The 20,679-nt window shown below is 32.9% G+C and carries 18 protein-coding genes; 15 read left to right on the forward strand and 3 right to left on the reverse strand.

The window, feature by feature from the left end; genetic code table 11:
• Positions 1 to 109: 109 nt before the first annotated feature.
• The 8 genes from lpxD to I5M07_RS01120 all read left to right on the forward strand — a co-directional run bounded on the left by lpxD (position 110) and on the right by I5M07_RS01120 (position 6,976).
• Positions 110 to 1,153 carry a UDP-3-O-(3-hydroxymyristoyl)glucosamine N-acyltransferase gene (gene lpxD, locus I5M07_RS01085; RefSeq protein WP_200104344.1) on the forward strand — a complete coding sequence of 348 codons (1,044 nt, stop codon included), beginning with the start codon at positions 110 to 112 and terminating at the stop codon, positions 1,151 to 1,153.
• Complete coding sequence (locus tag I5M07_RS01090; protein ID WP_200104345.1) at positions 1,146 to 2,534, forward strand: bifunctional UDP-3-O-[3-hydroxymyristoyl] N-acetylglucosamine deacetylase/3-hydroxyacyl-ACP dehydratase; 1,389 nt, start codon at positions 1,146 to 1,148, stop codon at positions 2,532 to 2,534. The genes lpxD and I5M07_RS01090 overlap by 8 nt, the downstream gene beginning before the upstream one ends.
• A 33-nt stretch (positions 2,535 to 2,567) precedes the next feature.
• Positions 2,568 to 3,353, forward strand: a complete 786-nt coding sequence (gene lpxA, locus I5M07_RS01095) for an acyl-ACP--UDP-N-acetylglucosamine O-acyltransferase (RefSeq protein ID WP_200104346.1) — start codon at positions 2,568 to 2,570, stop codon at positions 3,351 to 3,353.
• A gap of 130 nt (positions 3,354 to 3,483) precedes the next feature.
• On the forward strand, positions 3,484 to 4,050 hold the full coding sequence (efp, locus tag I5M07_RS01100) for an elongation factor P (protein ID WP_200104347.1): 567 nt from the start codon (positions 3,484 to 3,486) through the stop codon (positions 4,048 to 4,050).
• Positions 4,051 to 4,152: 102 nt separating this feature from the next.
• A complete protein-coding gene (locus I5M07_RS01105) occupies positions 4,153 to 5,082 on the forward strand; it encodes a UDP-3-O-(3-hydroxymyristoyl)glucosamine N-acyltransferase (protein WP_200104348.1) in 930 nt (309 codons plus the stop codon).
• A 2-nt stretch (positions 5,083 to 5,084) separates the two neighbouring features.
• Complete coding sequence (locus tag I5M07_RS01110; protein ID WP_200104349.1) at positions 5,085 to 5,447, forward strand: nuclear transport factor 2 family protein; 363 nt, start codon at positions 5,085 to 5,087, stop codon at positions 5,445 to 5,447.
• Positions 5,448 to 5,533: 86 nt separating this feature from the next.
• Positions 5,534 to 6,406: a succinate--CoA ligase subunit alpha gene (sucD, locus tag I5M07_RS01115; protein ID WP_200104350.1), complete on the forward strand. Its 873-nt coding sequence runs from the start codon at positions 5,534 to 5,536 to the stop codon at positions 6,404 to 6,406.
• Positions 6,407 to 6,547: 141 nt separating this feature from the next.
• Positions 6,548 to 6,976 (forward strand): hypothetical protein, encoded by a 429-nt coding sequence (locus tag I5M07_RS01120; protein WP_200104351.1) that lies wholly within the window; start codon positions 6,548 to 6,550, stop codon positions 6,974 to 6,976.
• A gap of 92 nt (positions 6,977 to 7,068) precedes the next feature.
• Here I5M07_RS01120 and I5M07_RS01125 read toward each other — a convergent pair whose 3' ends face one another.
• Positions 7,069 to 8,613, reverse strand: a complete 1,545-nt coding sequence (locus I5M07_RS01125) for a hypothetical protein (protein WP_200104352.1) — start codon at positions 8,611 to 8,613, stop codon at positions 7,069 to 7,071.
• Between the two features lie 156 nt (positions 8,614 to 8,769).
• On the opposite strand from I5M07_RS01125, the gene I5M07_RS01130 reads away from it, so the two are divergent.
• From I5M07_RS01130 to ilvC, 6 genes are all read left to right on the forward strand, one after another.
• Complete coding sequence (locus I5M07_RS01130) at positions 8,770 to 9,930, forward strand: 2-isopropylmalate synthase (protein WP_200104353.1); 1,161 nt, start codon at positions 8,770 to 8,772, stop codon at positions 9,928 to 9,930.
• Between the two features lie 31 nt (positions 9,931 to 9,961).
• On the forward strand, positions 9,962 to 11,080 hold the full coding sequence (gene leuB / locus I5M07_RS01135) for a 3-isopropylmalate dehydrogenase (RefSeq protein ID WP_200104354.1): 1,119 nt from the start codon (positions 9,962 to 9,964) through the stop codon (positions 11,078 to 11,080).
• 257 nt (positions 11,081 to 11,337) lie between these two features.
• Entirely contained in the window at positions 11,338 to 13,014 is a 1,677-nt protein-coding gene (gene ilvD / locus I5M07_RS01140; protein ID WP_200104355.1) for a dihydroxy-acid dehydratase, read from the forward strand.
• A gap of 55 nt (positions 13,015 to 13,069) precedes the next feature.
• Positions 13,070 to 14,767: a biosynthetic-type acetolactate synthase large subunit gene (gene ilvB, locus I5M07_RS01145; protein ID WP_200104356.1), complete on the forward strand. Its 1,698-nt coding sequence runs from the start codon at positions 13,070 to 13,072 to the stop codon at positions 14,765 to 14,767.
• 4 nt (positions 14,768 to 14,771) lie between these two features.
• Positions 14,772 to 15,299 (forward strand): acetolactate synthase small subunit, encoded by a 528-nt coding sequence (ilvN, locus tag I5M07_RS01150; protein WP_200104357.1) that lies wholly within the window; start codon positions 14,772 to 14,774, stop codon positions 15,297 to 15,299.
• 38 nt (positions 15,300 to 15,337) lie between these two features.
• Positions 15,338 to 16,807 carry a ketol-acid reductoisomerase gene (ilvC, locus tag I5M07_RS01155; protein WP_200104358.1) on the forward strand — a complete coding sequence of 490 codons (1,470 nt, stop codon included), beginning with the start codon at positions 15,338 to 15,340 and terminating at the stop codon, positions 16,805 to 16,807.
• Positions 16,808 to 17,009: 202 nt separating this feature from the next.
• On the opposite strand, the gene I5M07_RS01160 is transcribed toward ilvC, so the two are convergent.
• Together I5M07_RS01160 and msrA are read right to left on the reverse strand one after the other, a co-directional pair.
• Positions 17,010 to 18,578, reverse strand: a complete 1,569-nt coding sequence (locus I5M07_RS01160; RefSeq protein ID WP_200104359.1) for a protein adenylyltransferase SelO — start codon at positions 18,576 to 18,578, stop codon at positions 17,010 to 17,012.
• A gap of 3 nt (positions 18,579 to 18,581) precedes the next feature.
• The gene (gene msrA / locus I5M07_RS01165) at positions 18,582 to 19,112 is read right to left on the reverse strand and encodes a peptide-methionine (S)-S-oxide reductase MsrA (RefSeq protein WP_200104360.1); all 531 of its coding nucleotides are present in this window, start codon (positions 19,110 to 19,112) and stop codon (positions 18,582 to 18,584) included.
• A gap of 195 nt (positions 19,113 to 19,307) precedes the next feature.
• Between msrA and I5M07_RS01170 the strand changes: the two genes are divergently transcribed.
• On the forward strand, positions 19,308 to 20,600 hold the full coding sequence (locus tag I5M07_RS01170) for a BamA/TamA family outer membrane protein (RefSeq protein ID WP_233621905.1): 1,293 nt from the start codon (positions 19,308 to 19,310) through the stop codon (positions 20,598 to 20,600).
• Positions 20,601 to 20,679: the final 79 nt, after the last annotated feature.

Raw genomic sequence — 20,679 nt, forward strand, 5'->3', positions numbered from 1 at the left:
TTTATATTTTTGTCGGAATGAAATTAGCTAAAGTTTTTATTTTGAATAAGTAAAAAATGTATTTTTTGTAAAGTCTATCTTATTCTTAATCAAAACATAATCAGATGAAATGAAATTTAAAGCAGAACAAATTGCAGAAATTTTAGGGGGCAGTATAGTAGGGGATCCTAACGCAGAAGTATACCGTTTATCTAAAATTGAAGAAGGTACCGAAGGCTCACTCACGTTTTTGGCTAATCCGAAATACAATAACTTTATTTATACAACCCAAGCAACAGTTGCTATTGTAAATGAGAGTTTTATTCCAGAGGGTGCCATTTCTGCTACACTTATAAAAGTAGAAGATGCTTATGCGTCTTTTTCAAAATTACTCGAATTTTACAATCAAGTAAAATTAAACAAAAACGGAATCGAACCCAATACGGTTATTTCAGAATCTGCAACCTATGGCGAAAACTTATACTTAGGTAGTTTTAGCTATATTGGTGAAAATGTTAAGATTGGAAATAATGTCAAAATTTATCCAAATTGTTTTTTAGGAGATAATGTGGTTGTAGGAGATGACACCTGTATTTTTGCAGGATCAAAAATTTATTCCGAAACCATTATCGGGAGCAATTGTACCATTCATTCGGGAACCATTATTGGTGCCGATGGTTTTGGATTTGCTCCAACGGATGAAGGGTTTTATAAAAAAGTACCTCAAATTGGTAACGTAATTATTGAAAATTATGTTGATATTGGTGCAAATACCACTATCGATAGAGCAACTTTAGGCTCGACCATTGTGAGGCAAGGAGTAAAACTAGACAATCAAATTCAAATTGCTCATAATGTAGAAATTGGCGAGAATACCGTAATTGCAGCTCAAACAGGAGTTGCAGGTTCTACTAAAATAGGTAAAAACTGTATGATTGGCGGTCAAGTAGGCATTGCAGGTCATTTGAGCATAGGAAATAATGTAAAAGTTCAAGCCCAATCGGGTATTGGTAGGAACTTAAAAGATGACGAAACGGTGCAAGGAAGTCCAAGTTTTGGATACAATGATTACAGTAAATCGTATGTGCATTTTAAAAATTTACCCAAAATTGTTGCCGAGTTAGAAGAATTAAAAAAACAAATATTAAACCAAAAAAATGGAAATAATGGTTAAACAGAAGACCATCAAAAATGAAATTTCGCTTACAGGCGTAGGATTACATACTGGAAAAGAAGTAACAATGACTTTTAAACCAGCTCCAATAAATAATGGATTTACTTTTGTACGTGTTGATCTTGAAGGTCAGCCAATCATTGAAGCGGATGCAAATTATGTAGTGAATACCCAAAGAGGAACTAATTTGGAAAAATTAGGAGTTAAAATTCAAACTTCAGAGCATGTTTTGGCTGCTTTTGTAGGTTGCGATATCGATAACGTAATCATTGAATTAAACGCTCCTGAGCCTCCTATTATGGATGGGTCTTCTAAGTTTTTTGTAGAAGCAATTGAAAAAGCAGGTGTAGAAGAACAAGATGCCGAACGAAAGGTGTATGTGGTAAAAGAAGTAATTTCATTTACTGATGAAGCTTCGGGAAGTGAAATTTTAGTAATGCCAAGCGATGATTATCAGGTAACTACGATGGTTGATTTTGGTACTAAAGTATTGGGGACTCAAAATGCTACATTAAAAAATATTTCAGATTTTAAAACTGAAATTGCCAATTCAAGAACATTTAGCTTTCTACACGAATTAGAATCATTATTAGAAAATGGTTTAATAAAAGGGGGTGATTTAAACAATGCTATTGTATATGTTGATAAAGAAATTTCTTCAAATACAATGGAAAATTTAAAGAAAGCCTTTGATAAAGAAGAGATTTCAGTTAAACCAAACGGGATTTTGGATAATTTAACTTTACACTATCCAAACGAAGCGGCTCGCCATAAATTATTAGATGTAATTGGCGATTTAGCCTTAATCGGAATCCGTATCCAAGGTAAAGTAATTGCTAATAAACCAGGGCATTTTGTTAACACACAATTTGCTAAAAAATTAGCTAAAATCATCAAAATTGAACAAAGAAACCAGGTTCCAGTTTATGATCTAAACCAAGAGCCATTAATGGATATTCATAAAATAATGGCGATGTTGCCACACCGTCCACCCTTTTTATTAATTGATCGAATTATCGAAATGTCGGACAGCCATGTGGTTGGTTTGAAAAATGTAACAATGAACGAAAATTTCTTTGTTGGACATTTTCCTGAAGCTCCCGTTATGCCAGGTGTTTTGATCGTGGAGGCAATGGCTCAAACGGGTGGTATTTTGGTTTTAAGTACAGTACCAGATCCTGAGAATTATTTGACCTATTTCATGAAAATTGATAATGTGAAGTTTAAACATAAAGTTTTACCAGGAGATACTTTGGTATTTAAATGCGATTTGATTTCGCCAATTCGTCGCGGAATTTGCCACATGCAAGCAAATGCTTATGCCAATGGAAAACTAGTTACCGAAGCAGAATTGATGGCACAAATTGCCAAAAAACAATAAAAGCCTTTACAAACAAAAATTAAAAATAAACAGATGAATCAACCTTTAGCTTATGTTCATCCTGGCGCTAAAATCGCTAAAAATGTTGTAATTGAACCTTTTACGACTATTCATAATAATGTAGTAATAGGAGAAGGAACTTGGATAGGATCAAACGTAACCATCATGGAGGGTGCGCGAATAGGAAAAAATTGCAATATTTTTCCGGGTGCCGTAATTTCGGCGGTTCCTCAGGATTTGAAATTTGGTGGAGAAGAATCTTTAGCAATAATTGGTGATAATTGTACGATTAGAGAATGCGTTACTATAAATAGAGGAACGATTGCCTCGGGTCAAACAGTTATAGGTAATAATTGTTTAATAATGGCAACTGCACACATTGCTCATGATTGTCATGTGGGTAATAATGCCATTATAGTTAACGGAGTTCTTTTAGGGGGACACGTGACGATTGGTAATTATGCTATTATTGGTGGTTTGTCAGCTGTTCATCAATTTATTAGTGTTGGAGATCATGCGATGATTTCAGGAGGATCATTATTAAGAAAAGATGTTCCGCCTTATACCAAAGCCGCAAAAGAACCTTTGTCTTATGTAGGTATCAATTCAGTAGGATTAAGAAGAAGAGGTTTTAGCACCGAAAAGATTAGAGAAATACAAGATATTTATAGAATATTATACCAAAAAAATTACAATACTACTCAAGCTTTAAGTATTATTGAAGCAGAGATGGAAGCTACTCCTGAGCGTGACGAAATTTTAGATTTCATCAGAAATTCGTCAAGAGGTGTAATGAAAGGATATTCAGGGAATTATTAATTTTAGAGTTTAGGTTTCTGATTTTAGAACTCTAACCTTTATCATTAAATGGAATAGATAATTATTAAAACAATACTAAACGCAGTTTATAGATTTTAAAAGCTGCATTCTTAAATTTAAAATAAAAAAAATGGCATCTACATCAGATATTAGAAACGGACTTTGCATTAAATTCAACCACGATATTTATAAAATTATTGAATTTCTTCATGTAAAACCAGGAAAAGGCCCCGCTTTTGTTAGAACAAAATTAAAAAGTTTAACAACAGGAAAGGTTTTGGATAACACATTTTCAGCAGGACACAAAATTGAAGATGTTCGAGTAGAAACACATACATATCAATATTTATATGCCGAAGGGGATCAATTTCATTTTATGAATAATGAGAGTTTTGAGCAAATTACGTTAAACAAAAACATTTTGGATGCCCCCGATTTGTTAAAAGAAGGAACAAACGTAATGGTACAAATTAATACCGAAACCGATCTACCTTTAGCTGTTGATATGCCAGCTTCTATTATTTTAGAAGTAACTTATGCAGAGCCAGGTGTAAAAGGGAATACGGCTACAAATGCTACAAAACAAGCCACAGTAGAAACTGGAGCAACAGTAAATGTGCCTTTGTTTATTAATGAAGGAGATAAAATTAAAATTGACACCGCTTCTGGAAATTACATGGAGCGTGTAAAAGAGTAATTGAATTTGCAAGTTTGAAAATTTGAAATGAACTTTTGGGTTTTCGAAACAAAAATTTTTAATTTTCAAATTGTATCGTTTTCAAATTTTCAAATTTATTTTATGAAATTTCAAAGAGCGCATTCTTTATTAGAAATTGCAAATTTGCTTGGTTGTGAATTTGTTGGAAATGATGATTTTCCGGTTTTAGGTATGAATGAAATTCATGTTGTTGAAGCAGGAGACATTGTTTTTGTTGACCATCCAAAATATTACGATAAAGCGTTACAATCAGCCGCAACAATTGTTTTAATAAATAAAAAAGTTGATTGTCCATCAGGAAAAGCCCTTTTAATTTCCGATGATCCTTTTCGTGATTTCAATTTTTTAACACGCCATTTTAGACCTTTTCAATACGCTAATGTGGCTATAGCACCGTCGGCTAAAATTGGAGAAGGTACCCAAATTCAACCAAATTGTTTTATCGGAAATAATGTAACAATTGGTGAAAATTGTTTACTTCATTCCAATGTTTCCATTTATGACAATACGCAAATAGGCGATAATGTCATTATTCACGCTGGTACCGTTATTGGAGCAGATGCTTTTTATTATAAAAAACGTCCTGAAGGTTTTGATCAGTTGCTTTCGGGTGGAAGAGTTGTCATTGAAAGCAATGTAGGAATTGGAGCTTTATGCACTATTGACAAAGGAGTTACAGGTGATACTACTATAAAAGAAGGTACTAAATTAGACAATCAGGTTCATGTAGGACACGATACCGTTATTGGTAAAAAATGTTTAATTGCGTCGCAAACAGGTATTGCGGGCTGTGTTATAATAGAAGATGAAGTAACTTTATGGGGCCAAGTGGGTACCACGAGTGGTATAACTATCGGAAGTAAAGCAGTGGTGATGGGGCAAACGGGAGTAACAAAATCGGTACCAGGAGGGAAGTCGTATTTTGGAACTCCAATACAAGAATCGAGAGAAAAATTGAAACAATTGGCTAATATTAAAAAGATTCCTGAAATTTTAAATAAATTGAAGTAATTATGTCTATAAAAGAATTTGTTCAGAAATTTTACAAATCGGATGCTTTTATTGATGTTGAAGTTTTAAAAGATTTTTTGCATCCTGAAATTATTTTAGAATGGAATAGTACTAGCGGTTTAATCCAAATGGATTATAAAGCAATGTTGAATTATGCTCAAGAGTTAAGTCAAGCATATGTTCGCTCAAAAGTTCGAATTAGTCATATTGTTGAGGAAGGTGAGAATGTTGCTGTTCGGTATGCCCATTACGTAAAAACCATAGAAAATCCCCGTGAAGAAATTTTATTGGCGCTTTTTATGACCATATGGCAAATAAAAGACAATAAATTATACCGAGGTTATCAAATGAGTCATATTTCTTAGCAATTTTATCACAATAAACTCGAAAAAAATTACATAAAAAACCTTATTTTTGCAACACAAATTTAAAATCATATAAATAATATATCATGAGTGTTTTAGTTAATAAAGATTCCAAAATAATTGTTCAAGGATTTACAGGTAGCGAAGGTACTTTCCACGCAACTCAGATGATTGAATACGGTACAAACGTTGTAGGTGGTGTTACTCCAGGAAAAGGGGGGACTTCGCATTTAGATCGTCCAGTTTTCAATACAGTTAAAGATGCTGTAGATCAAGCTGGTGCCGATACTTCTATTATTTTTGTACCACCTGCTTTTGCTGCTGATGCAATTATGGAGGCTGCTGATGCAGGTATTAAAGTGATTATTGCTATCACAGAAGGAATTCCAGTTGCTGATATGATTAACGCTAACAATTACGTTAAAGAAAGAAACGCAAGATTGATAGGACCAAACTGTCCAGGTGTAATTACTCCAGGTGAAGCTAAAGTTGGTATTATGCCAGGTTTCGTTTTCAAAAAAGGAAATGTTGGTATTGTTTCTAAATCTGGAACTTTAACTTACGAAGCAGCTGACCAAGTAGTAAAACAAGGATTAGGAATTACAACAGCTATTGGTATTGGTGGTGATCCAATTATTGGAACAACTACAAAAGAAGCGGTTGAATTATTAATGAACGACCCAGAAACAGAGTGTATTATTATGATTGGTGAAATTGGTGGTCAATTAGAAGCAGATGCTGCTAAATGGGTAAAAGCCGATGGAAACCGTAAGCCAGTTATTGGTTTTATTGCTGGTGAAACTGCTCCTGCTGGTAGAACTATGGGGCATGCTGGTGCTATTGTTGGAGGTTCTGATGACACAGCGGCTGCTAAAAAACGTATCATGAGAGAAAACGGAATTCACGTTGTAGATTCTCCTGCTGAAATCGGTAAAAAAGTAAAAGAAGTATTAGGATAATTTCTAAATAATTCAAAATAACAATTCTAGAAAAGTCTCACTATTTTGTTGAGACTTTTTTACATTTTTATAGGATATAGAATAAAAGTAAAACAAAGTAATTAAGGTTCTTACAATCTCAGTTACTTATAAATAAAAAACATGTATAAAGAATTAGAAAAATTTAAATCAACCGATAGTTTTAATTTTGCAATAGAGGATAGTTTAGAAGCTGTATGTAATGCTCCAGATTCGGCATCTGGCGTATTTTTGGTTTATGAAATTACAAATGAAGGCAAACAATTAATAATGGTTGGTTCTACTGGAACAATTCAAAACAACGGTACTTTAAAAATTAAAAATGGAGGCTTGTACGATAAAATCGTGAACGGTCATCAATTTGCCAAAACTGGACGAAAATATTCTTGGCCAGCACAAATGAAAATAGAATCAATTGCTGAGTTAGAAGTAGTTTGGTATGATACTTTTAATGAAGAAATAAAAGCAATCCCTACCGCAGTGGAAGGAGCTGTATTACAGCAATTTTTTGATAAAAACGGCGTATTGCCAAAATGGAATGTTGCTTTTTAATTTTAGTTGGTTAAAAGTCTTTTAAAATAAAAACTTAAATATGAAAAAGCCTAAAATCAGTAATGCTGAGTTTAGGCTTTTTGCTTTAAAATCTAACGATTATTAAGTTTTGCTTTTTCTTTCATTATATCGCTCATTTTTCTGTTTTCAATTTTACTTTCTAACCACGAAATAATGTCGAGATATAAAAAAGCACGTTTTTCGTAAGTGTTTTTTTCAAGTTCAACAAATCGAGCTCTCATTTTAATGAATTCCTTTTTTATATCGCTAGGATAAAAATTGTTTAGGTTTTTCAAGAACTTAATGATTTCCTTTTGAACTTCGTGTAAATCATTCATTTTCAATAAAAACTTATAGGTGTTTTTAAGCTGATTTTCTAAATAATAATCTTTTCCTAGTTCATAATGAGCAATCAAACATAAAATACGCGAAAAACACATTAAATCCTCCCGCATGGATAAGTTTTTGTTGTTTATGATTTTTTCTAGATAAAAAATAGATTCATTGTATTTTTCATTACCAAAATAAATACTAGCAATTTTGTAATAAAACATCATTTCGTGATGTTCATCTAAATGATTGCTATGAAGTTTTAATTTATCTAAAATTTCGGGAATCAAATATTCGCTTTCTTTAAAAGAAGCTTCTAAAATATGATAGTTTAGTTTGTTGTTATACACATATAAAAAGGCAAGTGATGTTATATTATCATTTACCGGAAATTTGGGATCTTGAATGGTTTCTTCTAATAAAGTAAGGTATTTTTTAAAATTGGTTTGGTGTTTAAGCATGTACAAGGATTCTAAAAAATAATTGTTTCCTTTTAAAAAAAACACCGGATTTAAATAAATCATATTCGGATTATCATAAAAAAGTGTTACCCATTTATAAGAAAATTTATAACTGGCCAAAAAATCTTGTACTAAAAAACTTCGCCACAAATTGGCATTATAAAACCAATATTTTTCTCGGAAACCAAATTTAGTTTCATCTAATTTTGAAATATGTTTCTGAAAATAATCATCAATATAACGGTACTCTTCATCGTTTTTTACATAACCCGTTTTAAGCATGATGCCGTATAATTGCAAGGATAAATTCGAAAGTTTACTCGAAATCGTATTTCTGTAATTCAATTCTTTTGCCTGAATAACCAATTCATCTGCCCGCCCTTGAATACTTCGGGTTATGTATTGCGATTCAATTAATTTTTCAAATTCAACAATTTCGTATGCCATGTATTTTTCATCGTGCTCAATGGCTTGCTGCTTGGTTTTGTCTAAAATTTTTAAACTTTGTTTGTATAAACCTTTGTTGTACAGGATAACAGCAAAATCCATTTGTTCGCGCAATTGATAGCGAATATTTTGACTAGGAATATTCAGCCGTATACTGACTAGAATTTGTTTGTATAAATATGATTTTAAATTAGAAAGTTGAATTTTTTTAATACTTCCGCTTTTCAGAATAATTTTTTCATCATAGGTTTCAGACTTATCCAAAATATTGAATAATTCAATGAATTTGGTATTTGAACTAGTTTCTAATCGACTTGCAAAAATTTTGAATTGCCTTTTTTCAGACTTAGTAAGTGATTTAATTAATACAAATAAAAAATCTTTTTGATGGTTAGCCATTGTAAAAAAATAGGTTTTAATTTACTGATTTTCAAATGTTTATATGGTAGCTTAGTGCGTTATAAACAGTATATATTCAGTTAAATGAATTTCATATTACAGACTTAGGTGATAAGTTTGTTATCAAGATGTGAAATTACATTAAATAAACGAATAATGAATAGAGAGAAAGTTCAAATTTTTGATACCACTTTAAGAGATGGTGAGCAAGTTCCAGGATGTAAATTGGATACCAAACAAAAATTAGTTATCGCTGAACGCCTTGATCAAATGGGAGTAGATGTGATTGAAGCTGGTTTTCCTGTATCTAGTCCTGGTGATTTTTTATCAGTTTCTGAAGTTTGTAAAATTGTAGAAAATGCTACCGTTTGCGGATTAACTCGAGCAGTAAAAAACGATATTGATGTTGCAGCAGCGGCTCTCAAAAATGCAAAAAAACCTAGAATTCATACAGGAATAGGTACTTCTGATTCTCACATCATTCACAAATTAAACACAACCAGAGAAGATATTATTGAGAGAGCAAAATTTGCTGTGTCTCATGCTAAAAGTTATGTCGAGGATGTAGAATTCTATGCAGAAGATGCTGGTAGAACCGAAAATGCTTTCTTAGCAAAAGTATGCGAAGAAGTTATTAAATCGGGGGCTACAGTATTAAATATTCCAGATACGACAGGCTATTGTTTGCCAGAAGAATACGGTGCCAAAATAAAATACTTAAAAGAGAATGTGAAAGGAATTGATAATGTCACTATTTCGTGTCACTGTCATAATGATTTAGGAATGGCAACGGCAAACTCTATTGCTGGAGCAATTAATGGAGCACGACAAATTGAATGTACAATTAATGGTATTGGTGAGCGTGCCGGGAATACTGCTTTGGAAGAAGTGGTAATGATTTTTAAACAACACCCTTATTTGAATTTAGATACTAATATTAATACCCGACAATTAAATGAAATGAGTCGTTTGGTTTCGGAAAGTATGGGGATGATTGTGCAGCCTAATAAAGCTATCGTGGGAGCAAATGCTTTTGCGCATAGTTCTGGAATTCATCAGGATGGTGTTATAAAAAACAGAGCTACTTACGAAATTATGGATCCGCATGATGTTGGTGTAAACGAATCGTCTATTGTTTTAACAGCTCGTAGCGGTCGTGCAGCTTTAGCCTATCGTGCTAAAAAAGTGGGTTATGAGCTTACAAAAGTGCAATTAGATATTGTATATCAAGAGTTTTTGCGTTTTGCAGATATTAAAAAAGAAGTGCTTGATGAGGATATTCATCAAATCATTGAAGCTTGTAAAGTAAATATTTAATGCTTTTGTAACACGTTTTTAGTTTTGTATAATGGAATTTAAAATTGCAGTTTTAGCGGGAGACGGAATTGGACCAGAGGTTGTATTGCAAGCAAAAAAAGCATTGCAAGCTATCGCTAGTGTCTACGAACATGATTTTATTTTTGAAGAAGCTTTAATTGGAGCAACTGCAATTGAAAGAACAGGAAATCCATTACCGCAACAAACTTTAAATTTATGTTTAAATACAGATGCCGTTTTACTAGGTGCTATTGGAGATGCTAAATACAATGATAATTTTGATGTTAAAGTTCGCCCGGAGCAAGGTTTGCTTAAGTTGCGAAAAGAATTAGGTCTTTTTACTAACATTCGGCCTATAAAACCATATCGACCATTATTAAATGCTTCTCCTTTAAAAAGAGAAATTATTCAAGATACAAATTTTATAATTTATCGCGAATTAACAGGGGGGGTATATTTTGGTGAGAAAACAACAAACGAAGCCGGAACCTATGCGTCTGATTTGTGTGAGTATTCCGAAAATGAAATAGCTAGAATTGCGCATTTGGCATTTCAAGCAGCTCAAAAAAGGAAAAACAAAGTTACAGTTGTTGATAAAGCAAATGTTTTAGAAACTTCCAGATTGTGGCGAAAAGTGGTAAAAGAAGTGGGATTAAGTTATCCATCAGTAGCACTGGATTTTTTATTTGTAGACAATGCCGCTATGCAATTAATAATAAATCCTAAAAAATTTGACATAATTCTATCCGAAAATTTATTTGGCGATATTTTGTCTGATGAAGCAAGTGTTATTACGGGCTCAATAGGATTGTTGGCTTCAGCTTCCTTAGGAGATAAAAAAGCATTGTTTGAGCCAATTCATGGTACTTATTCTAGAGCAAAAGGTAAAAATAAAGCCAATCCTATTGCATCTGTTTTATCGGCAGCTATGATGTTAGAGTTTTTTGGATTACAAACAGAAGCAGATAAAGTTTACGAAGCGGTCGAAAAATCAATTGAATACCAAGTGGTTACAAGTGATTTGAAGCCGGATTCGAATTTTGGTACCAATGAAGTAGGGGATTTTATTTCAAACTATATTTTGAATAAAGACGATTTGCTTTATTTTAATAATGATAACGTTCATATTGGTCAATCGACAATTGTTTAATAAATTTTGTTAAAAATATAGATTTATTAACAAGAAGTAGGTAAAATGTTGCTTTTTTGTTTTTTTTAGACTGATGTTTTTTATACATTTGTACCACCAAAAACAAAAAATGAAACATTTAATTATAAATACTTTTGTCGTTAATGTCATTGTGGTTACCACAGTTGATTAGGGAAGAGTATAGATATAATTGAAAAATAATATTATAAACCTCCCAATAAAATTGGGAGGTTTTTTTTTAAATAAATTAAACAAAAATGGTATTAAACAAATACAGTAAAACCATTACACAAGATGAGACGCAACCTGCTGCTCAAGCTATGTTGTATGGTGTTGGTTTGACTGAAGAAGATTTGAAAAAGGCACAAGTAGGGATTGTAAGTATGGGCTATGAAGGAAATACTTGCAATATGCATTTAAATGATTTAGCTAAAGATGTAAAAGCAAGTGTCTGGAATCAAGATTTAGTTGGTTTAATTTTTAATACAATTGGTGTAAGCGATGGTATTTCAAATGGTACCGAAGGTATGCGATTTTCTTTGGTTTCAAGAGATGTAATTGCAGACTCTATTGAAACAGTGATGGGAGCACAATGGTATGATGGTATGATTGCAATACCAGGCTGTGATAAAAACATGCCAGGTGCTGTTATGGCAATGGGACGTGTAAATCGCCCAGCCATTATGGTCTATGGTGGTACTATACATTCAGGAAAATGGAAAGGGGAGTCTTTAAATATTGTTTCTGCATTTGAAGCTTTAGGTAAAAAGTTTAATAACACTATTAATCCTGAAGATTTTAAAGGTGTAATTCAAAATTCTTGCCCTGGAGCTGGTGCTTGCGGTGGAATGTATACGGCTAATACTATGGCTTCGGCTATTGAAGCTTTGGGGATGAGTTTGCCATATAGTTCTTCAAATCCGGCTTTAAGTCAAGAAAAAAGAAATGAATGTGCTGAAGTTGGAAAAGCTATAAGAATACTTTTGGAAAAAGATATTAAACCAAAAGACATCATGACTCGCAAAGCTTTTGAAAATGCCATAACAATTGTAGCCGTTTTAGGTGGTTCGACTAATGCGGTTATGCATTTAATCGCAATGGCGCATTCGGTTGGTATCGAAATTACATTACAAGATTTTCAAGCAATAAATGATAGAACGCCGGTTTTAGCAGATTTAAAGCCAAGCGGAAAATATATGATGGAAGATTTGCATCACGTTGGTGGAATTCCAGCTGTAATGAAATATCTTTTAAAAGAAGGGTTTTTACACGGTGAATGTTTAACAGTTACAGGGAAAACGCTAGCCGAAAATTTAGAATCTGTTCCTGATTTAAATGATGGTCAAGATGTGGTTTATGAAATTCATAAAGCATTAAAACCAACAGGAAATATTCAAGTTTTATACGGAAATTTAGCTTCGGAAGGTTGTGTAGCTAAAATTAGTGGAAAAGAAGGAGAATATTTTGAAGGTACTGCTGTAGTTTTTGAAAGTGAATTCGAAGTAATTCCAGGTCTTGAAAAAGGAATGATAAAACCGGGTAATGTAGTCGTCATTAGGTATTGTGGACCAAAAGGTGGGCCAGGAATGCCAGAAATGCTTAAACCTACATCAGCTATTATTGGGGCAGGATTAGGAAATAGTGTTGCGTTGATTACAGACGGTAGATTTTCTGGTGGTTCACATGGATTCGTGGTTGGCCACGTTACACCAGAAGCTTATGAAGGAGGAGCAATTGCGCTTGTTCAAGACGGTGATTTGATTGCTATTGATGCGGTTAAAAACACGATTGATTTGAGGATTTCAGAAGAGGAATTCTCAAAAAGAAAAGCCAATTGGGTTAAACCAGCTTTAAAAGCTTCGAATGGAGTTTTACTAAAATATGCAAAATCAGTTTCGAGTGCCTCTACAGGTTGTGTTACTGATAGATTATAATATTACATTGAGGTTTTAAATATTTAAAATTTCTTGAAAAAATAGAATCCAAAAAATGGAAACAATTAGAATATCAGGCGCAGAAGCCGTTATAAGATGTTTATTAGAAGAAGGGGCAGATTTAATTTATGGTTATCCAGGAGGAGCCATCATGCCTGTTTATGATGAATTATATAAGTTTAGAGATAAGTTAAATCATACTTTAGTACGCCACGAACAAGGTGCTATTCATGCTGCTCAGGGTTTTGCTAGAGCAACAGGGAAGGTTGGAGTTGCTATCGCTACTTCGGGTCCAGGGGCTACAAATTTAGTCACAGGAATTGCCGATGCGCAAATTGATTCAACACCTATAGTATGTATTACAGGTCAAGTAGCAAAACATTTATTAGGTTCGGATGCTTTTCAGGAAACGGATATTATCGGTATTTCTACACCAGTAACCAAATGGAATATTCAGGTTACAGAAGCTCGCGATATTCCTGCTGCAATTGCAAAAGCGTTTTATATTGCGCGCTCAGGTCGTCCAGGTCCAGTTTTGGTAGATATTACCAAAAATGCACAGGTTGAAGAGTTTGATTTTAAATACGAAAAATGCACAAGTGTAAGAAGTTACACGCCTGTACCTAAATTAAATATTGAAAAGATTAAAGAAGCAGCTCAAGTGATTAATTCTGCCCAAAAACCATTTATAGTGTTTGGTCAAGGAGTAATTTTAAGTGAGGCTGAAACTGAATTAAAGACGCTTGTTGAAAAATCAGGAATACCGGCTGCTTGGACAATTTTAGGTTTATCGGCTTTACCAACAGATCATCCTTTAAATGTTGGAATGTTGGGAATGCATGGTAATTATGCGCCTAATTTAATGACAAATGAATGTGACGTATTAATTGCGCTAGGAATGCGATTTGATGATCGCGTTACGGGAAATTTAAATACGTATGCCAAACAAGCAAAAGTGATTCATTTTGAAATTGATCCGGCAGAAATTGATAAAAATGTTAAAACAGAGATTGCTGTTTTAGCAGATTTAAAAGAAGCTTTAACCGAATTGATTCCGTTAATCGAGACAAAAAAACACGATGAATGGCACAACGGATTTAAAGAGAAAGCCGTTATTGAATACGATGCTGTAATTAAAGAAGAATTAAATCCTACGAATGGTAAAGGAATTTCGATGGGTGAAACCATTGAAATGATTAACAAACATTCAAAAGGTGATGCTATTATTGTGTCCGATGTAGGTCAGCATCAAATGTTTGCTTGTCGTTATTCTAAATTTAATAGTACCAAAAGTAATGTTACTTCAGGAGGTTTGGGTACGATGGGATTTGCACTTCCTGCTGCTATTGGTGCTAAAATGGGTCAACCCAATAAGGAAGTTGTAGCGGTTATAGGAGACGGTGGTTTTCAAATGAATATTCAGGAATTAGGAACTATTTTTCAATCTAAAGTTCCCGTTAAAATCGTTGTTTTAAACAATCAATTTTTAGGAATGGTTCGCCAATGGCAAGAGTTGTTTTATGATTATCGTTATGCTTCTACTGAAATGATTAATCCTAATTTTGTAGCAATTGCCGAAGGGTATTATATTAAAGCAAAACAAGTAGCGAAACGCGAAGATTTGGATAAAGCTGTAGAAGAAATGTTAGTATCAAAAGATTCTTATTTCTTAGAAGTTATTGTTGAAAAGGAAAACAATGTTTTTCCAATGATACCAACTGGTGCATCTGTAACTGATATTCGTTTAAGTTAAAATTATGGAAGAAAATAAAACATTCACCATTTCGGTGTATTCAGAAAATAATGTTGGATTGTTAAATAGAATATCAGGAATATTCTTAAAGCGTCACATTAATATATTAAGTCTAAATGTTTCAGAATCAGAAATTGAAGATGTTTCTCGTTTTATAATCGTAGTTCATACTACCGAGAAATGGGTTCAAAACATTGTAGGTCAAATTGAAAAGCAAATTGAAGTAATTAAAGCTTTTTATCACATTGATGAAGAAACGGTATTTTTAGAAAACGCCTTGTTTAAAATTCATTCGGACTTGTTTGAAAATGAAGAAATTAAGGCCATAATTAAGGAAAGCAATTCCGTTGTTATTACAACGGAACATGACTTCTTTGTTATTTCAAAAGCCGGAAAACGTTCGGATATAAAAGCATTGCATTCAAAATTAAAACCGTATGGTATCATGCAATTTGTTCGTTCGGGCAGAATTTCAGTTTCAAAAGAAAAAATGGAAATTTCGCAAATGTTACAAGATTTAAAACATAATTAAAAAATCAAATAAATTAAGATTAAAATTAAAACTAGAAAATGGCAAATTATTTCAACACATTACCGTTAAGATTACAGTTAGAGCAATTAGGAGTTTGTGAATTTATGGATCAATCTGAATTTGCAGATGGAATTGAAGCACTTAAAGGTAAAAAAGTAGTAATCGTAGGTTGTGGAGCTCAAGGTTTAAACCAAGGTTTAAACATGAGAGATTCTGGATTAGATATATCGTATGCATTGCGTGCCGATGCAATTACTGAAAAAAGAGCCTCTTTTAAAAATGCTACAGAAAACGGATTTAAAGTAGGTACTTATGAAGAGTTAATTCCAACTGCTGATTTAGTATGTAATTTAACACCAGACAAACAACATACTGCTGTTGTTACTGCAATTATGCCATTAATGAAAGAAGGATCTACCTTAGCATATTCGCATGGTTTTAATATTGTAGAGGAAGGAATGCAAATTCGTAAAGATATTACGGTAATTATGTGTGCTCCGAAATGTCCTGGTTCTGAAGTTCGTGAAGAGTACAAAAGAGGATTTGGAGTTCCAACCCTAATCGCTGTACACCCAGAAAATGATCCTAAAGGACTTGGTTTAGATCAAGCTAAAGCTTATGCTGTTGCAACTGGAGGTCATAGAGCAGGTGTTTTAAGATCATCATTTGTTGCTGAAGTAAAATCGGATTTAATGGGTGAGCAAACTATTCTTTGTGGTTTGTTGCAAACAGGATCTATTTTATGTTTTGATAAAATGGTTGAAAAAGGAATCGATGCAGCTTATGCTTCTAAATTAATTCAATACGGTTGGGAAACTATTACCGAAGCATTGAAACACGGAGGTATTACCAATATGATGGATCGTCTTTCTAATCCTGCAAAAATTAAGGCTTATGAAATTTCAGAAGAATTGAAAGATATCATGCGTCCCTTGTTTCAAAAACACCAAGACGATATTATTTCTGGAGAATTTTCAAGTACTATGATGGCTGATTGGGCAAATGATGATGTGAACTTGTTAACTTGGAGAGCCGCTACCGAAAATACAAATTTTGAAAAAACAGCTCCTCAAGCAGCTGCTATTCCAGAACAAGAATACTTTGATAACGGTGTGTTAATGGTTGCTATGGTTAAAGCAGGTGTTGAATTAGCATTTGAAACCATGACAGAAGCTGGAATTATTGAAGAATCAGCTTATTACGAGTCTTTACACGAATTGCCTTTAATTGCGAATACTATCGCAAGAAAAAAATTATACGAAATGAATCGTGTTATTTCTGATACTGCTGAGTACGGATGTTATTTGTTTGATCACGCTTGTAAACCATTATTAACAGATTTTATGAAAACTGTTGAAACTGATATCATTGGTAAGCCTTACGGAACATCTAACCAAGTTGATAATTCACTTTTGATTGCAGTAAATAAGTCTATCCGTCAACACCCAATTGAAGAAGTAGGTGAGTGGTTGAGAGAGTCAATGACTGCTATGAAAAAAATTGGATAATTACATGAATAAAAATTAGGATTGCTTCATAGTGTATGAACCGAAGCATGATTTGCACTGTATCTGTTTTTATATAATATTTTGAATTAGTAAGCACTTATTAGATTTTAAAGATATAGTTGTAGATTGATTACTTTCACTTAACTTCAAATTCGTTTGATAGTTAGGTGAAGTAATTCCTAATAAGTTATTCTCGTTTGGTTTAAGAACTACACGATAACATTGAACAACCTACTTTAGAACGTGCCCAGTCGGGACGTTTTGCAAACCACTTTTCATTTTTGGGTTGCTCATCATAGGGTTTTCGAAGTAATTGATACAATTCATCAATTAATGAAAAATTATCTTTATTAGCTAAATCAATACTCATTTGAGCCATATAATTACGTAAAACATATTTAGGGTTGATGAGATTCATTTTTGTTTTTCGTCCTTCATCTGATAAGCTTTCTACGTTTAATCGTTCCAGATATTGCGAAAACCATTCTAACCAAGTTTCTAAAATATTTTGTTGTATTTCAGAAGGGTTATAAAAAGCTAGTTTAATTTTTTCTAAAGCTTCAATTGCAGTATCCTTAAGACTTATTGTACTTAATTTTCTGAAAAAAATTGTCATATCGGTCTCAGAAAGCTGCAAGTTATGCTCTAAATAATCAATTAAAATAGAATTGGTTTCTTTTGTAGAAAAAATTCCGATTTTACTCAACATCATGTTATTATATTTTACTTGGAAATCTTTTTGGAAAGATTCTAAAATTGCTTCTAATGGCGCAGCATCATTTACCAAAGGGAATATAGCATTGGCTAATTGATACAAATTCCATTGTGCCACATTTGGTTGGTTGCCAAAGCGGTATCGTTTATGTTGCCTATCGGTTGTGTTGGGTGTCCAATTCGGATCGTAATTATCAAGCCAACCATAAGGACCATAATCAATAGTGAGTCCGTGAATAGACATGTTATCGGTATTCATTACACCATGAACAAAACCGACACGTTGCCATTCTAAAATCATGTCTAGTGTTTTGTTGGCGATCTTTTTAAAAAAGGAAATATAATCTGTTTTTGTATTTCCAGTAATTTCTGGATAATAATATTTAATAGTAAAATCGACTAATTGTTTTAGGTTTTTTAGTTCATTTCGAGCAGTCAACATTTCAAAACTACCAAACCGAATAAAGGAGGGCGCTACCCGACAAACAATAGCTCCTTTTTCATATTCAGGATGTCCATCATAAAGCATATCTCGCAGAACTTCATCTCCCGATAAAATTAGCGACAACGAACGAGTGGTAGGTACGCCCAAGTGAAACATGGCTTCGGCACAAAGATATTCGCGTATAGAAGATCTTAAAACCGCTAATCCATCAGCTGTTCTAGAATAAGGTGTTTTTCCTGCGCCTTTTAATTGTAGCGTATAGAATTTGCCTTTATTTTCTACTTCGGCTAAATTTATTGCCCTTCCATCTCCTAATTGTCCTGCCCAATTTCCAAATTGATGTCCTGCATAACACATAGAAAATGGTTTTGAGTTGGGAAGTAGCTCATTGCCTGAAAATATTTTTAAAAAGGTATCCGATTTTAAATCATTAGCGTCCAATCCTATTAAATTTCCTACTTCAATAGAAGCATGAATTAATTTAGGATTACTTGTTTTTTTAGGCAAAACATACGAAAAGCAAGCATTTTTAACTTGTCTAATTTCATTAGATTGTTCAGAGTCAGCTGGCAATTCTTCTGTAAAACGATTTTTGATTTGAAGTGGATTCATTATTTAAGCTAATTTGTCGGCAAAAAGTTTTTTCAATTTTTCGATTTTTGGATCTATAACAATTTGGCAATACCGAGCTTCGTTATTATTGTTGTAGTAATTTTGATGTTCTTCTTCGGCTTTGTAAAACACTTCAAAAGGAACAATTTCGGTAACAATAGGTTTTTCAATAATTGGTTGAATTAATTGAAAAACCTCCAATGCATCCTTATGTTGGTTTTCGTTGTGATATAAAATAATGGAACGGTATTGCGTACCGATGTCTGCTCCTTGTTGGTTTAAAGTGGTTGGGTCATGACTCGACATAAAAATCAGTACTAATTCTTTGTAAGAGATAATATCTGAATCAAAAGTAACTTGTATAACTTCGGAATGTCCTGTTCTTCCGGTACAAACTTCACGATAAGGCGGATTTTTAATAAAACCTCCCGAATAACCAGACTCCACAGAAATAACTCCTTTTAATCGTTGCATTACAGCTTCGATGCACCAAAAACAACCACCTCCAAATGTTGCAATTTCTATATTTTGCATGTTTATTTTTTTAAAAATTACTTGATTTTATATCAAAGTTAAAACTATTTACTCGGAATAAGCATTGCTTTTAGAACTAATTATGATATAATAATTTCGCGCTATTAAAATTTATTTAAAATAATTAAGTTGTTTATAGATATGTCTATCTTTACCTAGAAAAACGGTGCTATTATTGTGAAAGTCTTAAAGTTTTTGAACAAGTCTGTAAATTATAAAAAATCAATTGGTTGTCCTTCAAAAAATATTTTAAAGGGTATTTTTTTTATTGGAGTTTTTCTCTGTACCTTTTTTTCTGCTTATGCTCAAATCGATGAAAATACCGAAAATACTTGTGAGCCTAAAACTATTTTTGAGATTTTCAAAAAAAAGAAACTCGATTCTATTCCGAAAAAATCAAAGGATAATTTTTTTCTGTTTATCCCCATTATTGGTTCACAACCCGCAACAGGATTTATGTATGGTGCTGTAACACAATATACTTTTAAAGGAAAAGGCGCGGCCGATAAATACTCTATTGCTAATTTAGGGGTGACTTATACAGAGAAAAAACAATTAATGATTAATTTAAAAAACAACATTTTATTAAACGGAAACAAGTTTTTTTTAAGTGGTGATTTTAGATTTTATGTGTTTTCGCAATCCAACTATGGATTAGGAACCAATATTGTACCCTCAAAAAAAGCAGATGAAAATTTTGATATTAGTTCCATAGAAGAACCAATGAATTACAATTATTTAAAATTTCACCAATCGGCTTCGTTTGCATTAAGTAAAAATTTTTATGCCGGTTTAGGAGTTAATATCGATTGGTATTCTTCGGTAGAAGATTTGAATTTAGATATTGAAAACGGACAATTTACATACCATTACAATTATAATATCAAGCATAATTTTGATTATCTAGAATATTTTATCAATGGTGTAAGTTTAAATTTAGTGTATGATTCTCGTGATAATCAAATTAATTCTAGAAAAGGTTGGTATGCCAATATCAATTACAGAGTGAATCCCTATGTTTTTTCGAATCAAAATTATAGTAATGTTTTGTTTGCAGAGTACCGACATTTTGTACAGGTTTCTAGAAAGAATCCGAATTATGTATTGGGATTTTGGTTGTACGGACAATTCATTACTAAAGGTCAAGTTCCGTATTTGAATTTACCTGCTTTAGGTTGGGATCAACGAAGTAGAAGTGGAGAAGGTTATAAGCAGGGATTGTATCGAGGTGAAAATTTAGTTTACTTATCAACTGAATTCCGTTTTCCAATTACTTGTAATCAAATGTTGGGGGCTACAGTTTTTGCCAATTTTATATCAACCAGTAGCCGTGCCGAAAACGTGCATTTGTTTGAATACATTCAGCCAGCGGCTGGCGTTGGCTTACGATTGCTAATTGATAAGAAATCCAGAACAAATTTGGTTATAGATAATGCTTGGGGTACGCGCTCAAAAGGATTTTATTTAAATGCTGGTGAAACATTTTAAACGGTCTATTTAGTCTAGAAGTCAGATAGGGTAAATTGATTATTTTTCAATAAATACCATTTCTTGTTGAGTATTTTGT

The organism is Flavobacterium agrisoli, from assembly GCF_016522065.1.
GTDB lineage: Bacteria > Bacteroidota > Bacteroidia > Flavobacteriales > Flavobacteriaceae > Flavobacterium > Flavobacterium agrisoli.

Coding starts and splice junctions, on each gene's coding strand:
- I5M07_RS01120 (WP_200104351.1), top strand. CDS start 6,548: ATGTATAAAGAATTAGAAAAATTTAAATCAACCGATAGTTTTAATTTT.
- ilvC (WP_200104358.1), top strand. CDS start 15,338: ATGGCAAATTATTTCAACACATTACCGTTAAGATTACAGTTAGAGCAA.
- msrA (WP_200104360.1), bottom strand. CDS start 19,112: ATGCAAAATATAGAAATTGCAACATTTGGAGGTGGTTGTTTTTGGTGC.
- I5M07_RS01110 (WP_200104349.1), top strand. CDS start 5,085: ATGTCTATAAAAGAATTTGTTCAGAAATTTTACAAATCGGATGCTTTT.
- efp (WP_200104347.1), top strand. CDS start 3,484: ATGGCATCTACATCAGATATTAGAAACGGACTTTGCATTAAATTCAAC.
- I5M07_RS01125 (WP_200104352.1), bottom strand. CDS start 8,613: ATGGCTAACCATCAAAAAGATTTTTTATTTGTATTAATTAAATCACTT.
- I5M07_RS01130 (WP_200104353.1), top strand. CDS start 8,770: ATGAATAGAGAGAAAGTTCAAATTTTTGATACCACTTTAAGAGATGGT.
- ilvD (WP_200104355.1), top strand. CDS start 11,338: ATGGTATTAAACAAATACAGTAAAACCATTACACAAGATGAGACGCAA.
- sucD (WP_200104350.1), top strand. CDS start 5,534: ATGAGTGTTTTAGTTAATAAAGATTCCAAAATAATTGTTCAAGGATTT.
- I5M07_RS01090 (WP_200104345.1), top strand. CDS start 1,146: ATGGTTAAACAGAAGACCATCAAAAATGAAATTTCGCTTACAGGCGTA.
- ilvN (WP_200104357.1), top strand. CDS start 14,772: ATGGAAGAAAATAAAACATTCACCATTTCGGTGTATTCAGAAAATAAT.
- I5M07_RS01160 (WP_200104359.1), bottom strand. CDS start 18,578: ATGAATCCACTTCAAATCAAAAATCGTTTTACAGAAGAATTGCCAGCT.
- lpxA (WP_200104346.1), top strand. CDS start 2,568: ATGAATCAACCTTTAGCTTATGTTCATCCTGGCGCTAAAATCGCTAAA.
- lpxD (WP_200104344.1), top strand. CDS start 110: ATGAAATTTAAAGCAGAACAAATTGCAGAAATTTTAGGGGGCAGTATA.
- leuB (WP_200104354.1), top strand. CDS start 9,962: ATGGAATTTAAAATTGCAGTTTTAGCGGGAGACGGAATTGGACCAGAG.
- ilvB (WP_200104356.1), top strand. CDS start 13,070: ATGGAAACAATTAGAATATCAGGCGCAGAAGCCGTTATAAGATGTTTA.
- I5M07_RS01105 (WP_200104348.1), top strand. CDS start 4,153: ATGAAATTTCAAAGAGCGCATTCTTTATTAGAAATTGCAAATTTGCTT.